The 19,693-nt window shown below is 61.2% G+C and carries 21 protein-coding genes; 9 read left to right on the top strand and 12 right to left on the bottom strand.

Annotated features, from left to right (window positions below):
* Window positions 1-101: 101 nt before the first annotated feature.
* Window positions 102-572 carry a hypothetical protein gene (locus DA792_RS03235; protein WP_159075141.1) on the bottom strand — a complete coding sequence of 157 codons (471 nt, stop codon included), beginning with the start codon at window positions 570-572 and terminating at the stop codon, window positions 102-104.
* 174 nt (window positions 573-746) lie between these two features.
* Here DA792_RS03235 and DA792_RS03230 point away from each other — a divergent pair, with 174 nt between their 5' ends.
* The 5 genes from DA792_RS03230 (at window position 747) to DA792_RS03210 (ending at window position 4,203) form a co-directional block, all read left to right on the top strand.
* The gene (locus DA792_RS03230) at window positions 747-1,286 is read left to right on the top strand and encodes a multiubiquitin domain-containing protein (protein WP_051130673.1); all 540 of its coding nucleotides are present in this window, start codon (window positions 747-749) and stop codon (window positions 1,284-1,286) included.
* A complete protein-coding gene (locus DA792_RS03225; RefSeq protein WP_074646429.1) occupies window positions 1,283-1,663 on the top strand; it encodes an E2/UBC family protein in 381 nt (126 codons plus the stop codon). The genes DA792_RS03230 and DA792_RS03225 overlap by 4 nt, the downstream gene beginning before the upstream one ends.
* Window positions 1,660-3,069, top strand: a complete 1,410-nt coding sequence (locus DA792_RS03220) for a ThiF family adenylyltransferase (RefSeq protein WP_074646430.1) — start codon at window positions 1,660-1,662, stop codon at window positions 3,067-3,069. The genes DA792_RS03225 and DA792_RS03220 overlap by 4 nt, the downstream gene beginning before the upstream one ends.
* Before the next feature lie 5 nt (window positions 3,070-3,074).
* Window positions 3,075-3,434: a DUF6527 family protein gene (locus tag DA792_RS22680; protein ID WP_274843028.1), complete on the top strand. Its 360-nt coding sequence runs from the start codon at window positions 3,075-3,077 to the stop codon at window positions 3,432-3,434.
* A gap of 82 nt (window positions 3,435-3,516) precedes the next feature.
* Window positions 3,517-4,203, top strand: a complete 687-nt coding sequence (locus tag DA792_RS03210; RefSeq protein WP_074646431.1) for a helix-turn-helix domain-containing protein — start codon at window positions 3,517-3,519, stop codon at window positions 4,201-4,203.
* A gap of 81 nt (window positions 4,204-4,284) precedes the next feature.
* Here the strand turns inward: DA792_RS03210 and DA792_RS03205 are convergent, their stop codons facing one another.
* The 5 genes from DA792_RS03205 to DA792_RS03185 form a co-directional block, all read right to left on the bottom strand.
* Window positions 4,285-4,740, bottom strand: a complete 456-nt coding sequence (locus DA792_RS03205; RefSeq protein WP_009574178.1) for a hypothetical protein — start codon at window positions 4,738-4,740, stop codon at window positions 4,285-4,287.
* 205 nt (window positions 4,741-4,945) lie between these two features.
* Window positions 4,946-6,058: a Fic family protein gene (locus DA792_RS03200; RefSeq protein ID WP_074646432.1), complete on the bottom strand. Its 1,113-nt coding sequence runs from the start codon at window positions 6,056-6,058 to the stop codon at window positions 4,946-4,948.
* Window positions 6,059-6,178: 120 nt separating this feature from the next.
* Window positions 6,179-6,418: a hypothetical protein gene (locus DA792_RS03195; protein WP_074646433.1), complete on the bottom strand. Its 240-nt coding sequence runs from the start codon at window positions 6,416-6,418 to the stop codon at window positions 6,179-6,181.
* 162 nt (window positions 6,419-6,580) lie between these two features.
* Window positions 6,581-7,222 (bottom strand): hypothetical protein, encoded by a 642-nt coding sequence (locus tag DA792_RS03190; RefSeq protein WP_074646434.1) that lies wholly within the window; start codon window positions 7,220-7,222, stop codon window positions 6,581-6,583.
* A gap of 10 nt (window positions 7,223-7,232) precedes the next feature.
* Window positions 7,233-7,952 (bottom strand): ParA family protein, encoded by a 720-nt coding sequence (locus DA792_RS03185; RefSeq protein ID WP_038073754.1) that lies wholly within the window; start codon window positions 7,950-7,952, stop codon window positions 7,233-7,235.
* Window positions 7,953-8,504: 552 nt separating this feature from the next.
* On the opposite strand from DA792_RS03185, the gene mobC reads away from it, so the two are divergent.
* The 4 genes from mobC (at window position 8,505) to DA792_RS03165 (ending at window position 14,408) form a co-directional block, all read left to right on the top strand.
* Window positions 8,505-9,092, top strand: coding sequence for a plasmid mobilization relaxosome protein MobC (gene mobC / locus DA792_RS03180; protein ID WP_074646435.1), 588 nt, complete (start codon window positions 8,505-8,507; stop codon window positions 9,090-9,092).
* The gene (locus DA792_RS03175) at window positions 9,079-11,427 is read left to right on the top strand and encodes a relaxase/mobilization nuclease domain-containing protein (RefSeq protein WP_074646436.1); all 2,349 of its coding nucleotides are present in this window, start codon (window positions 9,079-9,081) and stop codon (window positions 11,425-11,427) included. Before mobC ends, DA792_RS03175 begins: the two co-directional genes overlap by 14 nt.
* Entirely contained in the window at window positions 11,420-13,375 is a 1,956-nt protein-coding gene (locus tag DA792_RS03170; RefSeq protein WP_009574171.1) for a type IV secretory system conjugative DNA transfer family protein, read from the top strand. Before DA792_RS03175 ends, DA792_RS03170 begins: the two co-directional genes overlap by 8 nt.
* A 313-nt stretch (window positions 13,376-13,688) precedes the next feature.
* Window positions 13,689-14,408 (top strand): nickel transporter, encoded by a 720-nt coding sequence (locus tag DA792_RS03165; protein ID WP_009574170.1) that lies wholly within the window; start codon window positions 13,689-13,691, stop codon window positions 14,406-14,408.
* A 120-nt stretch (window positions 14,409-14,528) separates the two neighbouring features.
* Here the strand turns inward: DA792_RS03165 and DA792_RS03160 are convergent, their stop codons facing one another.
* The 6 genes from DA792_RS03160 to DA792_RS03135 are packed head-to-tail and all read right to left on the bottom strand — an operon-like array spanning window position 14,529 to window position 19,693.
* Window positions 14,529-15,554, bottom strand: coding sequence for a type IV secretion system protein (locus tag DA792_RS03160; protein WP_009574169.1), 1,026 nt, complete (start codon window positions 15,552-15,554; stop codon window positions 14,529-14,531).
* Entirely contained in the window at window positions 15,554-15,973 is a 420-nt protein-coding gene (locus DA792_RS03155) for a hypothetical protein (protein WP_009574168.1), read from the bottom strand. Before DA792_RS03155 ends, DA792_RS03160 begins: the two co-directional genes overlap by 1 nt.
* A gap of 16 nt (window positions 15,974-15,989) precedes the next feature.
* Window positions 15,990-17,024 (bottom strand): ATPase, T2SS/T4P/T4SS family, encoded by a 1,035-nt coding sequence (locus DA792_RS03150; protein ID WP_043872329.1) that lies wholly within the window; start codon window positions 17,022-17,024, stop codon window positions 15,990-15,992.
* Between the two features lies 1 nt (window position 17,025).
* Window positions 17,026-18,351: a TrbI/VirB10 family protein gene (locus DA792_RS03145; protein ID WP_107718039.1), complete on the bottom strand. Its 1,326-nt coding sequence runs from the start codon at window positions 18,349-18,351 to the stop codon at window positions 17,026-17,028.
* Window positions 18,348-19,049 carry a TrbG/VirB9 family P-type conjugative transfer protein gene (locus DA792_RS03140; RefSeq protein ID WP_009574160.1) on the bottom strand — a complete coding sequence of 234 codons (702 nt, stop codon included), beginning with the start codon at window positions 19,047-19,049 and terminating at the stop codon, window positions 18,348-18,350. Before DA792_RS03140 ends, DA792_RS03145 begins: the two co-directional genes overlap by 4 nt.
* Window positions 19,046-19,693: a virB8 family protein gene (locus DA792_RS03135; RefSeq protein ID WP_043872331.1), complete on the bottom strand. Its 648-nt coding sequence runs from the start codon at window positions 19,691-19,693 to the stop codon at window positions 19,046-19,048. Before DA792_RS03135 ends, DA792_RS03140 begins: the two co-directional genes overlap by 4 nt.

The raw sequence follows: 19,693 nt of genomic DNA, 5'->3' as shown, positions 1-19,693 counted from the left end.
CTTCGCCATTGAGCATCTCTTTCATTTCCGGGTGGGCGTTGCGTGTCCTTTTGACCCGCTGCACCACCGTGTTGTATTCCTTTCATTCCAGTCGAGGCCCGTCATGATCTCGGACTTCGATTGCCCTTCCTCCAGAGCCAGAGGTATAGCTGTGAATCGTCATCACCCTCGAAGAGCGCCATGAAGCGGGCCATAAATTCTTTCTCGAAGAGCTGCCCTTCTTGGTTGCACGACGAGGCAATGTCCTTCGCGGCCTCCATGTCTTTGTCGGCGTTCTTGCGAAACCCGATCTTAGGCCGCTCCGATGCAATGCTCCGCATCACGCCGGAGAGAAAGTCCATAAGCGCAACACCTTTGGGCCATTGGCGTGTCCCGGTGATCTCACTTTTCATCACCCTCATGACGGCCTCTTGAAGGACCTCCTCCTCGTCGCCGACTCGGTTGTTCCGAATGCACCAGTTGCGCGCCTTCTGAAGGAGCTTTCTGAGTGCGACATCATCGCGGAAGAGAAGGTCCAGTTCGTCAGTGAATTCCTTGAGGGTATTGAACTCTTGGGGTGTGTCTTTCGCCATGCCAATCGCCATCTTCGCTGCTCTTAATATACATATGCGCACGCAGCGACCTATCGCAGTCAAGAAAATTCAAAAAAATATCAAGGCTAAGAACGCGAACCCTCTTGTGCCGCGCATACACCATTGATGGCGCCTGCTGCGGGCGTCGAGCAGACAAGAAAAGGATTTGCTGCCATGACTACCGAACAGATGGAAATCGAAGATCTCCAGGCCGCCCTGAAGGCCGGCCGCAAGCCCCGCGACCACGGACCCTACAAGGTCAAAGTCGGCGACCACGACCTGAAGTTCACCGACGCCGTCATCGACGATCCGACGCCCACCGGCCGCCAGATCATCGAGGGGGCCGACTTCCGTAAGGCCGAGGAACACCTCGTGTTCCAGGTGCTGCGCAACGGTGAACTTGAAGAACTGCGCCTCGAGGAAACCACGGATCTGCGCCCTGGCCAGGTCGAGCGCTTCCTGGTCTTCCCGAGCGCGGAATCCTTCCGCTTCGACATCGATGGCAAACGCCTCGAGTGGGGCCACAAGGTCATCAGCGGGCGCGTGCTCAAGAAGCTGGCCGGGGTCGATCCCGCGAAGTTCGCCGTCTGGCAGGTGATCCCCGGCAAGGATGACATCCTGGTCGGCGACACCGATCTGATCTGCCTCGCGGATGCTGGCCTGGAGCACTTCTTCACCGGCGTGCCCCAGACCACGGAAGGGGGTGCGGCATGAGCCTCCTCCCCCGTCAGGATCGCCGCTACCTCGAGGGTCGCGGCATCACCGTTCGCGAGGTCATCGAAGGCGGAAAGAAGGGCGTGATCCTCACCGGGATCACGCTGCCGGAAGGCAAGTATCAGGTCGCCCAGGTGGATATCCTGATCCTGCTGCCGCCCTCGTATCCCGAGGTCGCCCCCGACATGTTCTACGCCGTGCCGCATCTGAAGCTCCTTGTCGGCCAGCGTGAGCCCCGCTGCACGCAGGCACGCCAGGCCTTTGATGGCCAGAACTGGCAGCGCTGGTCTCGCCATAACAACCAGTGGCGTCCCGGCACCGACGGCATCTGGACCATGCTGAAGCGGGTCGAAGAGGCCCTGGAGGTGGCGGCATGAAGCGCAGCGACATCACCCTCCACGCCCGTCACCGCGACAAGCTGCAGGCGCTGCTCGCGCACCCCCGTGGGCACGAGGGCGCCGCCTACATGCTGCTCGGCAAAAGCGAGATCGCGCAGGACCCCTGGGACCTCGAGCCGCGGACCCGTTACACCTCCTACGAGGTCATCGCGATCCCGCAGGAGGACCGCGTCGATGCCAGCGACAAGCACGTCACCTGGAATACCAACTCCTTCGCCCAGCTCTGTCGCCGGGCCAAGGAGGAAGGCCTGGTGCCGGCGATCGTTCATAGTCACCCGGGAGGCTTCGACGGTTTCTCGGACCAGGACGATCGCAACGAGCGCGACCTCTTCACCATGGCTCGGAACCGTAACGGCGAGGGGACACGCTTGGTGAGCGTCGTGCAAGTCGGTGACGGCCTCTACCGGGCACGGGTCTGGGAAGACGACATGACACCCTTGCCCTGTCGCCGCGTGACCGTCATCGGCACTCGGCTCGAGATCCAGTCGACCGACGTGCCGACCCCGTCGGAAGCCTTGGCCCGGCAGGCACTGGCCTTCGGGCCGGAGGTCAACGGACTCCTCAAACAGCTCTCCGTTGCCGTGGTCGGCTGCGGCGGCACCGGCAGCCCGGTGGTCCATCTCCTCGCTCGCCTCGGCGTGGGGCGCATCTTGGTCATCGACGATGACGTGGTCGAGCATTCCAACCTGAACCGCCTGTATGGCGCGACCCGAAAGGATGCTGAAAACGCGGTGCCCAAGGTCGACGTCATGGCGCGCGAGGTGACGATGATGGGCCTCGACGTCGAGATCCGGTCGATGAACGGCTGGGTGGATGCGCCGCATATCCGTGACGCGCTGAAATCCTGCGACGTCATCTTCGGATGCACGGACGATCACGCCGGGCGCCTCTACCTGAACCGCGTGGCGCACTTCTACCTGATCCCGGTCATCGATGTCGGGCTGGTCCTCATGCCCCGTGATGATGGTGAGCCCGGCCTCCTCGAGATGGCCGCGCGGGTCAGCGTGCTGTTTCCCACGTCGGCGTGCCACGGCTGCCGCGGCACAGTCGATCGCGTCAGGGCTCGCGAGGAGGACCTCCAGCGATCGGACCCCGTCGAATATGAACGGCAGAAGACCGAAGCCTACGTCCGCGGCGGAGGTAATCCCGCGCCGGCCGTCGTGACCTTCACCTCCGAGGCCGCCACCATGGCAGTGAACGAACTTCTTGCCGGTCTCGTTGACTTCCGCGGCGGCGGTGGATGGACATGGCAACGCTATCGCAAGCTCGACAAGGGTTTAGAGCGTTCGCAGGCGGCGCAGCCTCGGTCCGACTGCCCGGTCTGCGGCAGCGAGGAATACTGGGGTCTCGGCGACATCGATCCGTTCCTGGATCGCATCGGGTGAGCGGGATGATGATCGACATTCTGCGGAAGAGCCTCGAGCTCTTCCGCCTCATTCCACGAAGTGACCTGCTTGCCAGGGTAACACCCAGACACCCGACGCCGGATCAGATCGTGCCGGGGGAGATGACCATCGTGCGCGATGGCGTCGACAAATGGGCCTGCTTCCACTGCCCTGGTGGGTGCGGCGAGACCATCAAACTGTCCCTCAGCAAGAACCGGAGGCCCAGGTGGACGGCCATGTCAGACTGGCTGAGGCGCCCGACCATCTCGCCGTCGGTCCGCCAGACGAACGAATGCCGGTGTCACTTCTGGATCCGGCAGGGGCGGATTGACTGGTGCAAGGACAGCGGCCCCGGGGCGGGATAGCAGTCGAGCGTTCGGGTTGCGTTCGGGGACCCCCCAGAGCCGGCGTGCCATGCTATTCCTGTCAGCAACATGGAGTGATCTGATGGAAACGATGGAACGAGACGCCGAGTATATCGCCAACCAGTGCAAGTATATCCGCAAGATGTTCTCTCTAACCCAGGAGAACCTTGCGGACACCTCCGGGTTGACGGTCCGCACGATCCAGAAGGTGGAAAGCGGACGGCACGTGCCCGAGGTGCAGACCTTGCGAAGCCTCGCGCGCGGCCTCGGGTTCGACATCACGGTCTTCTCCAAGCTCACCCCCGAGGAGGAGAAGCGCCAGCAGGAAGAAATGGAGCGCGCGCTGAAAAAGACGGTGCTCGTGCCCACGTCCCCCATCAGGAAGCCCAACGACTTCTATTCCCGTAACCGCGAATGGCACGGGCTCCTGTTCAACGCCGGCGCGGTGGAGGCCGGCAATGCCCTCGAACTGACTGCCGCGATTTCGGACTGGATGACCGATCTGGACGGGATCTGGGATATGAGCAGCGCCGGCCAGCGGCTTGAGTATTCGGCCGCGATCTCCGCGCTGTGTCTCGAGTTGGAGGGCCTCGGATATCTCACGCACTTCGGTCACTTCCGACAGCAGCACATGCACGACAAGGGGATGATCCTGGATATCGGGATGATCACCTTTCTTCCGAAGGCCGGCCGCGATGGCGTCCGCTACGGCATCGTCACCCTGGAGGACCCGTGGGAGGTTCCAGAACAGGATCGCCCCAAGCTGTGATTTGTTCTCGACGGGCCTCTCTGTCTGGTCATGACCATCATCTGCACGTCTGTCGCAGGCCTGGCCATATCGGCCGGGCCTCTACTTTTCAGAGCTGACCGTCATGAGACGACAGGCGAGTTCACGGTCGCCCCATCGGGCCGCGAAGGCCTCGCTTGTCGAGAACCAGCCGCCATCGTCGCCCTGGCCGTGGTTGGCCCCCATACAGGAACACTGGCACTCATGGCCGATGGCGTTCATGCAGGCCGGAGCGCAGATCTCCTGCTCCCGGTAGGGTTGGATGACATAGATCAGGCCCCAGCGGCGAAGACAGCGGTTCACGAGGTCATTGAACCATGCCTTGGGACTCTCCCAGCATCCCAGTGCCGAGTTCCAGCTTGGCCGGATGCGCCGGCCATTCCTGAGCCAGGCATAGTTGTCGTCCGCATAAGGAAGGCGGACCCTGACCCGTTCGCCCTTGCCGTCACGGCGAAGCGCGACAGGGATTGTCTTCTGGTTCCATGCCGCCTTCAGGCGGCCTTCGTCCTGTATCGTCATGCTCGTTGCAGCTCAATCAGGCTGAATCCGGGGAAGCATTCTCAATAAAGCGCTACTTGGAGCTATTTTATCGCGCTGGTTTTTTCAGATTCTTAGCTAGCCCGATTCAAATATCAATAGGGCAAAAAAATTACATAAAACGAATTATGCGTATTTTGGTAACATATTGATAATAAATACCAATATGAAGTCATCGTCGCTTGCGCTACTCCATATGGTCTAGGTTCAACCAGTACCTCGTATGCCGTCGCTCACCGGTCCGGCTGAGCGCACCTTTCTCGACCAGATCCTGCAGATCGCGGGTTGCGGTTGCGCGTGAAGTTCCGGTGATCTTGAGATAGTTGTCGGCGCTGAGGCCGCCTTTGAAACCGCCAGGGCCTTCCTGAAACATTCGAGCGATGGCCTTGGCCTGGCGTTCGTTCAAGTGGTCTCTGTGACGATCGTAGAAGTGTGCCTTGCTGATGAAGAAGCCTACGCGGTCGAGTGTTGCCTGTTGGGCCTTCAAGACAACTTCTGCGAACCAGACGAGCCAATCGGTCACGTCGAGCGTTTTTTGATGCTGCTCAAGCTGATCGTAGTATCCCTTGCGCTCCTTCTCGATGGTGAAGGCGAGCGAGATGAGGGTGGGCTGGCCAATGTTCTGCGCCAGCGACTTTTCAGCGAGGGCGCGACCCAAGCGGCCGTTGCCGTCTTCGAATGGGTGGATACTCTCGAAATAGAGGTGGCTTAGCCCTGCGCGCGTCAGTGCTGGAAGCGGCTCTGCTCCCCCCGGACCGGTCTTGTTGAACCAATCCGCGTATCGCTCCATCTCAGGCATGACCCGCTCCGAGGGCGGCGCTTCGAAATGGATCGTGGGCCGGTCAAGGCGGCCGGAAACGATTTGCATCGCCTCGGCGTGTTGTCGGTAGGCCCCAATGGTTTCCAACCGACGGTCATGGGACAGGAGCATCCGATGCCAGCGGTACAGTGTCTCATGGGTTAGCAGCTCTGCAAAACTGGAATAGACGTCGACCATCATTTCCGCGACGCCCTGTTCGCGCGGTTTGGCAGGGTAGCTGTCCGGATCGAGGCCCAGATGGCGGCGCAGCGAAGATTGCACACTGAGCCGATCGAGGATTTCACCCTCGATGGCGCTCGTCTGCATCGCTTCCTCGCTGAGCAGTTCGATGCGGAGTTGCTCGCGTTCCGGCTGGCTGACATGATGGACCGCGCCGAGGATTTCTCCGGACGACAGCAGGAACGTCTGCTCAAACGGCTCCAGAGCGGAGGCGTCATACCGGAAATCCGGCCAATCAGGCAGCGTCCAGTTCCAAGCCATGAGTTATAGACATCCTTTCTATAACTCACATCTAGACCACTTCTGAGGCATAGAAGTCAACTCTATCGCTCAAAGGACCTGCGCGATGGGGTGACCCACAAAACGACGCGAGGCCTTGAGCTATGCCTTTTCAAGGTGCGTCAGACCTTGCTGACGCGGTCTGGGGGCCTTCGGATCGGCGGGGTTTTGTTCCGGCGCTTGAAAGAATGGTTCATAGCGAACGTCCGCCATGGCGCCGTCGAACCAGGCAGGCTGCACGTCACCATTGTTCCATTGGTACAGGTAGCCAACCAGATTTTCAGATGTCTTGCAGAGGATGCGCATGATCGGTTCGCCAGTCAGGCGGGGCTTCGTGTTCATAATGCGTTCCTCCAAAATGGACCTCGTAACTCTTTAACAATGAGGTCATAAAAAAATCTGTTCGGCGGTGTTAATGGCGGCATTATGCAACTTCAAGGCGAATGGCCGCGTATGGGCAAAAATCCACCGGCGAAGTGAAAGTTGTCCTTTCAGATAGGTTCCTTAAGGTCCGGGCTGCTCATGCGGCGATGCAGCGGGAACAGCAATTTCTTCCAAGATTCTGTCGATCTCGCCCCATATGCGTGGTTCCACCTGACCGCGGATCAGAGCCCATTTACTCAAGACGTCGAGGGGGTCGTGGTCCCGGAGGAGGACACCCAGGCTGGCTGCATCTACTGCCAGAGATGTCCGGGCCTGCCACTGCGTGTTTCGAGTGCGTCGCTCCTCAGCGACTGGGGCGAAGACCGGCGACAGTTGCCAGCCTTTGACTGCACGGCGCAGGGCGGCACGCACCACATGTGCTGGCTCAACACCACAAGTCTCCAGCGCTGCTTCCTGTCGTTCGAGTGCGTTGACCCTGATGTCGATCTTCCGGGTCGGGCTCAATGCGCGCGCCGATACGGGAGCTCTCAGGCTGGTATGCGGGTCAGAGCTTTCCGCGGTGACTTGGTGCGGCGCCACGGTACCTCCCGGCATAAGCTCTGACTCGTGCCGATCAGCGTCAACGTCAGTGGCTGGGGTGCCTGTCTTTGTTGCTGTGACCTGTGCCTCATCTTCCGTCCCGGGAATCTCGCGGTCACCCTGTTGCAGGGTGGCGGCGTAGGCTGGGTCGGGCCTGGTGATGGTCGGGATCTTCTTGCGCAATCGACTGTCCTCACGCAGCAAGAATGTTGTTGAGGATGTCCGTCGCCTCCTCGAGCGCCTCGACGACATGACGTACATGTGGACGCATCAGAGGGTTTGGATCAGATTGCTTTTCCAGTGCCAAGGCGTGGAGAAGCCCCTTCTGGTCCATCTCCTTGTAAGTGTTCCGCCGCATCATGACGGTCTCAATCACCGGGAAACGGGTGAGCGCTTCTTCAATCAGGGCGGCGTCAGCACGGGTCGTTTTCGGGTCGACCATGTTCAGGACGACGTGGTGGCGCGGAAGGCTGGAGGGGTCGTCAACACGGGATTTCAGTTTCTCAAACCAATCAGCCGTCTGCGCTCCGACATCGAAATCAGATGTCGACAGCATGACGGGCGTCACAATGTGGTCCGCAAGCACCGCGATGCCGTCTGACCATTCGGCACCGACCCCCGCGGTATCGATGAAGATGAAGTCTGCCGTGCCTGCCATGTAGACCTGATCGATCTGACCCTCGACACCCGCCACGCTTTCGACGGTGGCCGAGCAGAGAAGCGGCGAACTCAGCCCACCGGCTTCCGCCCGAGCATGCCATGCCCCGAGTACTCTCGTGCTGTCCGTGTCGATCAACATCACTCTGCGTCCGGCGGCGATCGCGGCACTGATCAAGGCGCGCGAAAGCGTCGTTTTTCCACTGCCCCCTTTCCGGGCCATCGCTGCGATCACCACAAGATTTTCGTTCGGCATTCTGATCCTCCGCAAAAATAGTGAATCGCAACGATAATGCAAAAGCGTCGCTAAACGCATGAGGCGGAGGGGTCAAGCAGAAGTCGGGATGCGAACTGCGTTTGGCATGCAGCGGGTGGCGTAATGCGATGACCGTGCGACGTCTGCCGTGGCGCCGTCAGCATTCGTCGCGGGGCACCGCACACCCTCCAAATGTCGGGATGCGCTCGGCGATGTGCTGCGGACGGAATGCAGGTGACGGATAGCGCGCTCCAGACGACGGGAGGCAGTCTCGCGTATGGCGTTCTGCGGGTGACGCGAGACGGTCAGCGCGCGGCAGAACCCGTCTTGCGGGGTGCAAGAGACGGGGCGCAAAAGACGCGATGCGCGATGCGGAGACCGCATCGCGTGGTGCAATGAGCGCGGCGCGCGATCCATTTGACAAAGGACGGGAAATCGCCCCTGCAGGGCGATTTTCTACATTGAGTACAATCCCTTATGGCCGACTCCACTTGCGTTGGGAGTCGGCGGGCTTGTACGAAGTTGGCAAGAAATAGGAACGTTAACTTCAAAATGTCCCGCCGCCGCAGACTGTCAGAGATCGAGCGATCGACCATCGCCCAGGAGCGCCGGAACGGCGTCTCCGCGGCGTCATTGGCCGCGCGCTACGATGTCAGCCTGAAGACGATCTACAACGTGGTGAACCACCGGGATGAGCGTCAGACAGCGAACGGCAGCCGATCGCGGGTTGTGGGGATCCGGGTCTCGGACGACGACCTGCGCCGGTTCGACGCGGCACTGTCGCGGCGCGGGATTGCGCACCGCTCTGATGCCATGCGCCGCCTGATGCTGGCGGCCGAAGGTGTCTTCTTGCCCGACGACGAGATGTGTGACGAGTTGCGCAGCCTCGGCGCCGCGCTCAACCGGGTCGGCAACAACGTGAACCAGATCGCGCGACGTCTGAACGAGGCCAAGGTGCGGGGCGAGAGACTGTCCTACCCGGCCTCAAGTCACCGTGACGTCCGCGCCCTTGCGGGTCTGGTCTTCGATCTGGCCGACCAGGTCCAGGAGATGTCGCGTGCGCGGCGCAGCCTGCTGGACCTTGAGATCAGCTCTGCCCTGGCGGGCCTCGCCGAGAGGGATGAGAATGGCGCGGAGTGACCGGGTCCGTGGCATCGATCCGGCGCTTTTCGACCGCGGCTGGAGCCGGGTTTCGGGATCCTGGCAGGGGCTTTCCAAGGGCGCGCAGATGGTCCGGGCCGCGCGCGGCTATTCGCCAGCGATCTTCAAGGCTATCTCGAAAGGGGGCTGCCACACCGGGGCGCAGCTACGGGCGCAGCTCACATATCTCACGACGAAGTCGACCCATATCCTCGACAGCCGCGGCACCCATGACGGGAAGAAGCAGCTCTCGGAAGCCGAGATCAACCGAGTGGCGCGGCGGTTCGAGAACCAGTGGAACGAGCGCTACAGCCCCAAGCTTGGCCATACGTCGCATCTGCTGATGGCATTCCCGGTTGGGACCAGTGGTGAAGAGGTGCGCGATATCACCCAGGCCGTCTGCGAGAAGTTCTTTCAAGGTGAGGGCTCGCAATTCGACTATATTGCTGCAATACACCAAGATCGCGCGCATCCACATGCGCATATCGTTCTGAACCGCCGCAGCAAGGATGGCGAAATGTTCTTTCTCGGGAAGGATCATCACTTCAACTACGACGCCTTTCGCGAGGCGATGGTCGAAGCGGCCAGAGGACACGGGATCCGGCTCGAGGCAACGCGTCGTCTGGATCGCGGCGTCACGACCTACCGCGCCGAGATCGATGAAATCTACAAGGCCCGCGACGAAGGTCGTCCCCCAGTCGAGCGCCAGAGAACCGGTGCTGACCTGGCGGCCGCTCTGGAAACCGTCCGGCACAACGCTTTGATCTATCGCGGGCTCGCGGCGGAGGCGTCCCGTTCGAATTTCGAAGACGTGTCCGAGGCGCTCGAGAGGGCCAGCACCATCCTTGCCAGTGGCGGTCAGATTCAATCTGACGGAGCCATCTACATGTCCCAAGACGAAGCAGCGTTCGACACGCTGATCACCGAGTTTTCTCAGAACATTCGCCAGATCGAGGCGGCGATCGACAGGGCGCCAGCGGCCGAGAGGCCGGTGATCGAGCGCAAGCTGACCGACGTTCTGGCCTCGGTCGCGCATTTGAACCCGCTCGGGGATCGCTCCGCCGCCCTGGTCGATGCCCCATCCCGGGACGGCATCTATGCAAGGCCGAACTTAAGTGAAGAACACCTCGCGCGTATTGACGATGGAGAGGTGGCATCAAAGCTGGCCGAGGCGTTGCAAGGCACGGGCATCGATGCCGAGGCTGTGGCCGCGCGCCTGCGGGAGGGGGCAGGCAATGCCGCATTGGAGCGCCAGTGGCTGGCACAGGATCTGCAGGGGATTGCCAAAGCAAGCGACCTCGATCTGGAGAAATCTGCGGACCGGGAAGACGCGCTCGACCGGCTGGAAGCCGTGCATGTTCGGTTGGGCGATGTTCTGACTGACGTGCGCGTCCTGCGCGCGCCAACCGAGGTCGACGAGGTGGATGACGCTGAGGCAGCGCTTGGTGAGCGGTTGACGACACCTAGGAGTGATCTCGCGCAAGACGGGTCCGACATCTTTGCCCCATCGGAGCGGCAGGCGTTCAGGGCGCTGGTGGCGCAGTTCCGTCGGACGGATTTCGATCATCCGTTCTCCGACGACCCCTCGGTGCGGCGGGCGGGCGCCGTGGAGGTGGAGGAGGCCCGCGTTGCGTTCGACGCCTATGCGCAGAGATCTCCGCAGCATGCCGAATTGGCCTCGATGGCTTGGGAACAGATGACTGACAGTCGAATGCCGCCGCAATATGCGGTATCGGAACAGGACCGCACACTTCATGCTGGCGACATGGACCTCGCCTTGCGGGATCCTTCGGATCATCTCGGTCCGATTACCGAAGAGCTCCGTACCCTCGCCCGCTATCGCACGGAGATGCCGGATGACGAGTTTGGGCAGGCCGTCCAGGACGAAATCAACCACCTTCGTTCGCTCGGCGCGTCGCGTGCCTATATCAGCGAGCGCAGTTTCGAGATCGAGGACCAGGCGCGACAAGACTACGCCGAGCGCCGGTATCTGGAAGAGACAGCGCCAACCGTCATGGCCTTTGTGCGAAACGCAGACGTCGAGGGCCCGCTCTCCGAGGCAGAGCGACATGACATCGTCCGGCAGGTCAACGAACGGCTAAGCCCCGACGCAATCGACGCGCTGCGGGCCGGAAACGCAGAAGTCCTCGATAAGTTCACTGAGGATCCGCTCCGCCAGCTGGAACTCGCTAGAACCTATCTCCAGAGCAGCGAGGTCACTGCGCATGGCCCGGCCATGGAGCGCGTTCTCGATGCATTGGCGGAAGAACAGATAGAGGCGCAGCGCGCACGCCACGCCGCGGCACATGGTGAGAAGGGGATCACCCATGGATAAAGGCAAGATTGCCCTAGGAGTGTTGAGCCTCGTGCTGGTCGGTCTCGCCATGGGCTATGTCGTGGCGACCGGCTTTGTCATGTTCCGCTATGGGCTTTCTCCCACGCGTTTCGACGTCACCCTGCTTGCCCGCGAATATCGGGGTCTGTCTCAGTCCGCACCAAAAGACTTCCTCTGGGTGAACCTCATACTTGGCGGCTTCGGTCTGGCATCGCTGATGCTGAGCGTCACGCTTCTGGGGGATGCATTGACCCGCTTCGGGACGACGCATTGGCAGACTCGCAGCGAGATGAAGAGGAACGGTTTCTTTGCCAAGCCCGGCGGCGGCTTCCTTCTGGGCAAGCTCGGCTCCCCGAAATCCAAGCGCCCGTTCCTAGTCTCAAAAACCTTCCCCCACGCGCTGATCGTGGCGCCCACGGGCCGGGGCAAGGGCGTGGGGTTCGTGATCCCGAACCTGCTGACCTACAAGGGCTCCGCCGTGGTGCTCGACGTGAAAGGCGAGAACTTCCGCGAGACCTCGCGCTTCCGCGCCAGCATGGGGGACAAGGTTTTCCGCTTCGCGCCGACCGACTGGGACCGACCAACACATCGCTATAATCCGCTGGCGCGCATTGCTGCCATGACCAACCCCGACCGGCAGCAGATGGAGCTTAAACTCACCGCGAAGCTCTTCCTGCAGACCGACAACGAAAAGCTGAGCGGCCTTCTCGCAGGCGGTATCGACTTGTTCGTGGCGGCCGGTCTTCTGGCTTTCGAGCGCGGCGTGCCGACCATCGGCGAGATCTACCGCATCACCGCCTCGGGGGGCGACAAGCAGAAGGAATATCTGAAGCGTTCGCAGGAGGTGAAGAACACCTCGGCCAAACTGATCTTCGAGCGTATGGCCTCGACCAACAACGACACCCTCACCTCCTACCTCTCGCTTCTCATGACATCGGGTCTCGACACCTGGGACAACCGCGCGATCGACGCGGCCACCGCGACCTCTGACTTTTCCTTCCGGGATATCCGCCGCCGCCCACATGCGATCTATCTTGCGGTCGAATCCGAGATGATCCGCCCGCTTGCCCCGCTGATCCGCCTCTTCTTCTCGGACCTGATCGCCTCGCTGCAAGCACAGGAACCCGGCGATGACGAGCCCTGGCCGGTGATGATCATGCTCGACGAGTTTGACCGGCTCGGGAAAATGCCAATCGTCGCCGAAAGCATAAAGACGCTGCGCTCCTTCGGCGGCAACCTCGCCATCGTGACCCAGACGATCCCGGCGCTGGACGAGATCTATGGTGAAAACACCCGCAGGTCGCTGCAGGGCGGCGCCGGGGTAAAGCTCTACCTCACCCCATCCGAGCAGAAGACCATCGAGGAATTGAGCCAGGCTGTCGGCAAGACCACCAAGCGTGTGGTGACCCGCTCCCGTGCTGTTGGACGCAATCCATTCGAAGGGCGCAGCGTCTCGGAGAGGACAGAAGATACCCCGCTCCTGACCGAGGATGAGGCCCGACGCATGGACCTCGACGAGGTCATTCTCGTGATCGACGCGCAGATGCCCATCCGCGGGAGAAGGGTGAAGTATTTTGAGGATCCGGCATTGCAGATTCTGCACGCCGGTCAATCGGGAAGCTTCCCATATCCAGACGAGGACAAACTGAGGCGGGATCGGCAGATGTCCGAGACCCGCGAGACGGTGGCTAGGCTGAAGCAAGAACTGCAGGAGGTGCGGGCGGCTGCGGGACCGCGGGACGTCGGCCCGAATGCGCCCAACGTATCGAAAACCGACCCTGTCAGCGCAGCGAAGGCCCGCGGCCGCGCGGCTCGTGTCGCTGCAAGCGGCGGTGGCCAGGGCCAGCTGTCGCTTGATGTTGAGGGCCTAGGTATCACGAACACAGACCGGACAACGCTTGCTTCGGCAGTTCAGACAACGAGAGCTATCATCGCGGAGCACGGATGAGTTTCGCAGGAGTTGACGTTCATTCTCCTCGCGGCGAATGTAACTGAAGAGCCCTTTGCGGACGACAGCTGCACATGCGGTCTTGACCGCGTTCCGGCCATTGGTAGCAGAAGGCACGTATGGCCGTCATGCCAGACACGGGATGCGGTCTGGCGTGACGGGTTGCGCGCATCGTCGACAACTGCGATCGGGAAGGGGGCCGCATGGGAAGTTCGAAGCGGTGGTTTAGAAGGGCGCTGTTGGTCCTGCAGGAATGGTGGGACGGCGCCTATTCCGGTGATGCGTCCCGGGCTCAATACATGAGGTCTAAGGCATGAGTTACTCCGCGATCCTATTGCTCGCCTTCGTCATCGGCATGGGGCACGCGCTTGAGACCGATCACTTGACCGCCGTATCCAACATGCTGGCTCAGAAGGGCAGCCGCCGAGCGCTGATTGCCCGTGGGGCATTCTGGGGGCTGGGACATACACTCGCGTTATTCGGTTTCTGCGCTGCTGTAGTGCTGCTGGGCCTTACAATTTCGGGCCAAATGCAAGCAGGACTTGAATTTGCGGTTGGCGTGATGATCGTGGCGCTCGGCACGCAGACACTTTGGCGGTTGCACCGAGACCGCGTACACATCCACATGCACGAACATGACGGCTCCCAGCACATGCACGCCCATTCGCACAAGGGAGAGACGCTGCCTCACGGCGAGGTGTGGCACAACCACAGCCACCACAGGACCAACGCCAAGGCCCTTGGTATCGGGCTGGTTCACGGCGCCGCAGGCTCAGGAGCGCTCTTGGTGCTAGCAATCAGCGCGACACAGAACATTAGCCAAGCTTTGGCGTATTTCGCCGTGTTTGGACTGGGTTCGATGGCCGGAATGGCGGCGTTGTCCACGGTGGTCAGCTTTCCGTTGCTGCTAGCTCAGCGCGGGGCGAATTGGCTTCGAATTGGGACCTCTGGAGCAATCGGGATAGCAGCGCTATGGATCGGCGCAACCATCATCGTTGAGAACGGAACAGCGCTTAATATCTTCGGAGGCTGAAAGCGTACTCGTCAACGCCTCACGGCCTGCACGCTTGATTCGGTCGAACAGCAGAAGGTGCGGAAAGTCCCGCATTGTGTGAGTTCATGCACAGTGCGGCGAAAGGCTGCTTTCTCCTTTCTACTCTCGCAAACGTTTTGCCCGTTCCGCCATTCTGACCACCTGCGCGCTTGTCGTTGCCGCGGCGCTCCGCACAGCGGCAGGCGTCTGCACCGCGCCTCGTCCGATTACTTCGCTTGTCGTGAGCGCACCGATCCGCGCCCGGCCCTTCACGCCGTCGGTATTGAAGATCCCCCGCATGATCCCGGTCGATCCAGCGACCACAGCGGGCGCTGCGGCTACCATCAGGTTCCCAGAGATCCCCCGCACAATCAGGGGCGTTGCAGCGACGAAGCCCTTGGCTAGGAACACCATGACGAAGAACGGCACGAGCGATCCGATGTTGGTTGCCGAGTTTGGATCACCGAGCTGCGCGAGAAGCGAATTCGCCATGCCGACGACGGTCGAAAACATTGCTGCGATGACGATGGGGTAGAAGGCATAGCTGACCGTCGTCGAGACCCACCTATGGAAGAAATCCTTGGTCGCGTCGAAGAGCGACAGAGCGATCATGATCGGAGCAAGGCCGAGCATGAGGGTCAGCATCATCTTGGCGAATATGAGGACGATGCCGGTCATGAAGCCAAGGAGGCTCAAAAGAATAAGCCCGATGCCGCCTAGGATCGCGCCCGTCATCCAGTTCAAATTGCTGCCGATGGCATTCAGGTACTGGCTGAATTTTTCGATCAGGATGTCGAATTCGCCGGCAAAGTGTGTGGCTCCGGCTCCTCCGCCGCCAACCGAAGACACTAGTGCGCCAGCGACGTAGTCCAAGCCTCCAATGACGGCGTTCGCTACTGCATTGAAGTTTGCCCAGTTGAAGGCGAAGAGCCCTATCAGCATCAGCTTGATCAGGTACCAGAAGAAGCTGGCCCCATCCATGCTGCGGAACTGGAATGCCATGTTGATGCAGACGCCGATTAGCGAAAGCGTGACCATCAGCAGGACGATCGTGCCGGTATTGCTTGCCACGGCCCCGAACTGGGACTCAGCCGCATCGACAAGGAACGCGTCTGCCGTTCCGACCATCCAGCTGACGACGCCCATTACCAGTTGCCTTGAGCTTCGCAGATTGTACGCACGCTCGGCTCGAGTTGCTTCCTTACTTCAATCCAGTCGCGGCGAAACGCTGAATGCTCGGCTTGGCTAAGGCCTGCATACCTTTCATGATACTCGCCATCGGAGCTACCCCAAGCGGGAAAGCGGGTTTCACAGCCGCAGTCGCCAGATTCAGCGATCTCCTCCCAGGCCCGAATTTCGTACAATTCCATCAAAGCTGCTGCCTTGTAGGCTTCCCGCGGATTGATTTCGTCCATCCAGGTCGGGCGCGCCGGACGATCGTTGCAGATCCGGTATTGTTGAGGCGACATATCGACCGTGAGATCGTTTGAGATCGGAGGCGAAGTCTGTGCCACAAGTGGGCCCGCAAGGGCGGCAAGCATGACTGCGAGGATTGGTTTTCGCATCTGGGGGGTTCCTTTTTTACTCAGCGGCAACGGAGGGGCTCTTGTTGCCTCTGCCGTCGACCGTGTCGAGGTTCAAATCAGTGGTTTGGCCCGGGAGAAAGAACTCGGTGATTCCGCGCGCGCCTTCATGGCGGCCTGCCTGAATGATCACGTCGATTGAGCCCTCGATATAATCGAGCATGTCGGCATAGGTCATCGGCACATCGGTTTTCAGGGCGGCGATGGCGAGGCGGCGAACAGCAAGTTGTGGGGTCTCGGCATGCAGCGTGGTCAGCGATCCACCGTGGCCGGTGTTGATTGCCTCGAGAAACGTCATCGCCTCGCGACCGCGGACTTCGCCTAGGACAATCCGGTCGGGTCGCATGCGAAGCGTTGAGGCCAAGAGCACATCGGCACTGCGGGCATCCGTGTCCCGGTCCGCGATCAACGTCACGGCATTGGGCTGCTCGGGGCGCAGCTCGGCCGCCTCCTCGATGGTGATGATCCGCTCTTCGGGCGGGATCAGCGAAAGGATCTTGCGCGCCGCCACCGTCTTGCCGGTAGATGTACCGCCCGAGACGATCATGTTGAGCTTGTTCTCGACGCAAAACCGCAGCGCAGCGTCGATGTCGCCGGACCTCACCACATCACGAAGCGCGGCGTTCCGTTCCCGGCGCAGACCCTCAAGGCTGCGTTCCTTGCCGAAAAGGAATCCGAGTTTGACCTTCTCAAGCGGCAGGGAGGAGAAGAACCTAAGAGAAATCGAGAAACCGCCCTCGACTGCCGGCGGCTGGATCACCTGCGCGCGGATCGGGCGATCACGATATAGGATCGAGACCGAGACGATAGGCTTCTTGGTGCTGAGCGTGGTCGAGGCGGCGGAGGCGATCTGGTTGCCGAGGTCCTTGATCTCGGTCTGGCTCAGCGGGCTGCCGAGACCTCGCATGAAGTGGTCGCCCTGGAATTCGCCCCAGACTTGTCCGTCGGGATTGATACAGATCTCGATCGTGTCGTCGCGCAGGACCTCGGGGCCGAAACGGTCGAGCGACGCTTCCAGATAACTTGCAGCCATGTCAGAAAATCTCGAGGTCACGATCAACCATGACCGTGATCCGTGTACCCTGGTCGACATGTAGCACTGGCCGGATCGCCAGATAGTCCTGCATCACGCTTTGCGTGCTATCGCGCAGGTCGGTGCCGACATCACTCGCAACATCGGCCGCCGCCTCGCTGTCGATTTGACCCGCTGCAGCCGCAGGCAGAGCGCCGATCAAGGAGATCAGCGCGGCGGAGCCGAAGCGTTGCGCGAAACGGGTGTCGACAAACCCGGTGGTGCCAGTACGGCCGAGTTCGTCTCCACCGAAGGCGCTGATCTGCACAGTCTGATTGTCGGGCAAGATGATCCGGTCCCATGCCACCATGACGCGCGATTGGGCGAGTGCGACATCGGAGCGGTAGCGCCCGATCAGCCGCGCGCCGCGCGGGATCAGGATACGGGTTCCATCGAACGAATGGACGTCTTCCGAGACGATGGCGCGGATCGCGCCGGGCAGTGTGCTGTCGAGAGCCGTCTCTGTGACAGCCTGAATCATGGTGCCCTGAACAACCGTGTTCGATGGGTTCGCGATCACTTCGGCACGTGTCACCTGCGCAGGTTGTGCGCCCGAACGAACAAAGGCTTCATCTGCATTCAAACGTGCGGCTTCCAGCGTGTTCTCCCTATCCGCACCCGCGCCCATCCCGGAGAATGCGATCATAGGAGACGCGATACGCTCTGCGCGGGCCTCAGCTTCAGCAGCGCGCCGCCTTTCGAGTTCGGCCAGCCGCAATTCTTCTTCACTTGGTCCCAATGAGGTCGGCTCTGGTGGTGCAAGCCGTGCAAGTTCCAAGTCCATGCGGAGCTGATCCAATTCGCGGTCCCGCTCGGTCAGCTGCCGCTCGAGGGCACGCTGAGCCTCGGCGGATGCTTCCTGTAAGGTGGCAATTTGCGCCGTCAGGTCCGCAATAGCCTGCTCCGCCCCGCTATCCGCGGCCTCGGCCGGTCTTGCGCGCAGGTCCTCGAGTTCCGCTCTCAATGTCGCAAGACTTTCCATCAGCGCGAGTTCAGACTCGCTCGGACCTGTGTCCGCAGGCGGGGCTTGGCTGGGCTCCGGGGTAGAAATCGGCGCCAGATCTCCGAATCCGGGGCCGCTGCTCTGGAACTCCTCCGGCGCGGCGGTCGCCATTGGTGCTTCTGCCGACGGCTGTAGGGCAGCCCACGCCAGACCACCTGCTGCGGCGATGCCGACGACTCCAAGGATCGCGGCAAGCGGTGCAGGCCGCTTGTTTGCCTTCGCTTTGCCTGTCGAACCTTCGAGAGCCGCGAGGCGCGCGGCGAGGTCTTCCGTACCTTCGGTCATGATGTGGCCTGTCCTGCGTCCTGGACGCAAATCACCTCTTCGCCAAGGCGAAGGACCCATTGCCGGTTGACGCCGGACACGCGGATGACGCCGTCACTCAAGGCCTGGCTGTTTACCGCGCGTTCCCTGCCGTTCGAATATCGGAAGATGGCGGGCACCGGCGCGTTCCGTGCAAACCGGAAATACGTGAAGGTACCATCATCCCAGATGGCCGTCGGCGTGAACTCTTCTCGGGCGCTGACCGCATAGTTCGCGTTCGGCGCATCGGCCGCAACCGCCCTGGTGGGTTGCACGCGGTTTTCAGGATAGCGGAACTGCACGACATAATGCGGCGTCTCCCGGGCTTCGACGACATGGAAGTAGTAGGAGCGGCGGTTGGTGTAGACGGTGATGTTGGTGGCGACGCCAGATGCTGTCGGCTTGATGGCGAAGGCACGGCCACCCGGGACACCGTCGAATTGAAACCCGACCGTATCGCCGGCGATGATCGAGCGGATGGTTTCACCCTCACCGAATTCGACTGTGGTGACGCGGGTCAGAGTCGTGACGACACGGTAAACCTGGCCTTCAGTCCAGGTCGCGACGCGCACGCGATTGTCATGAGAACCTGGACGGGGCGTAGTTTCGGCCAAAGCAGTCGTTCCCGCGAACGCGAGAATACTGGCGGCCAGCAGCGCAGAGATTGGAGTGCGAGTCATTCGGAACGGTCCGATCGGATGGCATATTGGGTAACGGTGAAACCGAAAGGGTTTTGCCAAACATCGTCGATCGCTCGGGTCCGCTCGGGCCGGAATTCGAACATCAACGTGGCAGTGAACGATCCATCCTGTACCCCCTGAGGGCTGGTCAGGCGCTTTCTGAGCCGCACCTGGGCGCGGTTATCGCCAATAAGGGTGATCGATGCGATCTCAACGGCCATCTCGGCCGCAGCCCCGTAACGCGTCGGCGGATAGCTGTCCTGCCCCGATGTCCACATCGCGCGCATGCTGGCCTCGGCCGATCCGGAAGACTGTGCCAGGACACGGCGGACACGAAGATCGTTGTCGAGCTGGTTGTAGGTTTCGCGGTCGAAAATGTAGCGGTAGATTTGCGCTTCGATCACGGCAGGCCGTTCGGCGAGCGACACGGTTTCAACCGTGGCATTGGGGAGCGCCATCCCGGTCGCGGGATCGTAGGGCACAACCACGGGAGGCGGCGTCTCGACCATCAGCGCGACAGCCGCAGCCGTCAAACAGCCGAATACGCCAAAGCCTGCCCCGGAAATGCCGATCATCCGCCAAAGCTGTTCCCGGCGCAGGGCACCGTAGACAAGTTCCTCTTCCACGAGCTCGCGCGCAGTCAT

The organism is Celeribacter baekdonensis, assembly GCF_003047105.1.
Taxonomy (GTDB): domain Bacteria; phylum Pseudomonadota; class Alphaproteobacteria; order Rhodobacterales; family Rhodobacteraceae; genus Celeribacter; species Celeribacter baekdonensis_B.
Note: the sequence above shows the minus strand (reverse complement) of the source record. Positions and strands in the feature narration are given on the sequence as shown.

Coding starts and splice junctions, on each gene's coding strand:
- DA792_RS03235 (WP_159075141.1), bottom strand. CDS start 572: ATGGCGAAAGACACACCCCAAGAGTTCAATACCCTCAAGGAATTCACT.
- DA792_RS03230 (WP_051130673.1), top strand. CDS start 747: ATGACTACCGAACAGATGGAAATCGAAGATCTCCAGGCCGCCCTGAAG.
- DA792_RS03225 (WP_074646429.1), top strand. CDS start 1,283: ATGAGCCTCCTCCCCCGTCAGGATCGCCGCTACCTCGAGGGTCGCGGC.
- DA792_RS03220 (WP_074646430.1), top strand. CDS start 1,660: ATGAAGCGCAGCGACATCACCCTCCACGCCCGTCACCGCGACAAGCTG.
- DA792_RS22680 (WP_274843028.1), top strand. CDS start 3,075: ATGATGATCGACATTCTGCGGAAGAGCCTCGAGCTCTTCCGCCTCATT.
- DA792_RS03210 (WP_074646431.1), top strand. CDS start 3,517: ATGGAAACGATGGAACGAGACGCCGAGTATATCGCCAACCAGTGCAAG.
- DA792_RS03205 (WP_009574178.1), bottom strand. CDS start 4,740: ATGACGATACAGGACGAAGGCCGCCTGAAGGCGGCATGGAACCAGAAG.
- DA792_RS03200 (WP_074646432.1), bottom strand. CDS start 6,058: ATGGCTTGGAACTGGACGCTGCCTGATTGGCCGGATTTCCGGTATGAC.
- DA792_RS03195 (WP_074646433.1), bottom strand. CDS start 6,418: ATGAACACGAAGCCCCGCCTGACTGGCGAACCGATCATGCGCATCCTC.
- DA792_RS03185 (WP_038073754.1), bottom strand. CDS start 7,952: ATGCCGAACGAAAATCTTGTGGTGATCGCAGCGATGGCCCGGAAAGGG.
- mobC (WP_074646435.1), top strand. CDS start 8,505: ATGTCCCGCCGCCGCAGACTGTCAGAGATCGAGCGATCGACCATCGCC.
- DA792_RS03175 (WP_074646436.1), top strand. CDS start 9,079: ATGGCGCGGAGTGACCGGGTCCGTGGCATCGATCCGGCGCTTTTCGAC.
- DA792_RS03170 (WP_009574171.1), top strand. CDS start 11,420: ATGGATAAAGGCAAGATTGCCCTAGGAGTGTTGAGCCTCGTGCTGGTC.
- DA792_RS03165 (WP_009574170.1), top strand. CDS start 13,689: ATGAGTTACTCCGCGATCCTATTGCTCGCCTTCGTCATCGGCATGGGG.
- DA792_RS03160 (WP_009574169.1), bottom strand. CDS start 15,554: ATGGGCGTCGTCAGCTGGATGGTCGGAACGGCAGACGCGTTCCTTGTC.
- DA792_RS03155 (WP_009574168.1), bottom strand. CDS start 15,973: ATGCGAAAACCAATCCTCGCAGTCATGCTTGCCGCCCTTGCGGGCCCA.
- DA792_RS03150 (WP_043872329.1), bottom strand. CDS start 17,024: ATGGCTGCAAGTTATCTGGAAGCGTCGCTCGACCGTTTCGGCCCCGAG.
- DA792_RS03145 (WP_107718039.1), bottom strand. CDS start 18,351: ATGACCGAAGGTACGGAAGACCTCGCCGCGCGCCTCGCGGCTCTCGAA.
- DA792_RS03140 (WP_009574160.1), bottom strand. CDS start 19,049: ATGACTCGCACTCCAATCTCTGCGCTGCTGGCCGCCAGTATTCTCGCG.
- DA792_RS03135 (WP_043872331.1), bottom strand. CDS start 19,693: ATGACTGCGCGCGAGCTCGTGGAAGAGGAACTTGTCTACGGTGCCCTG.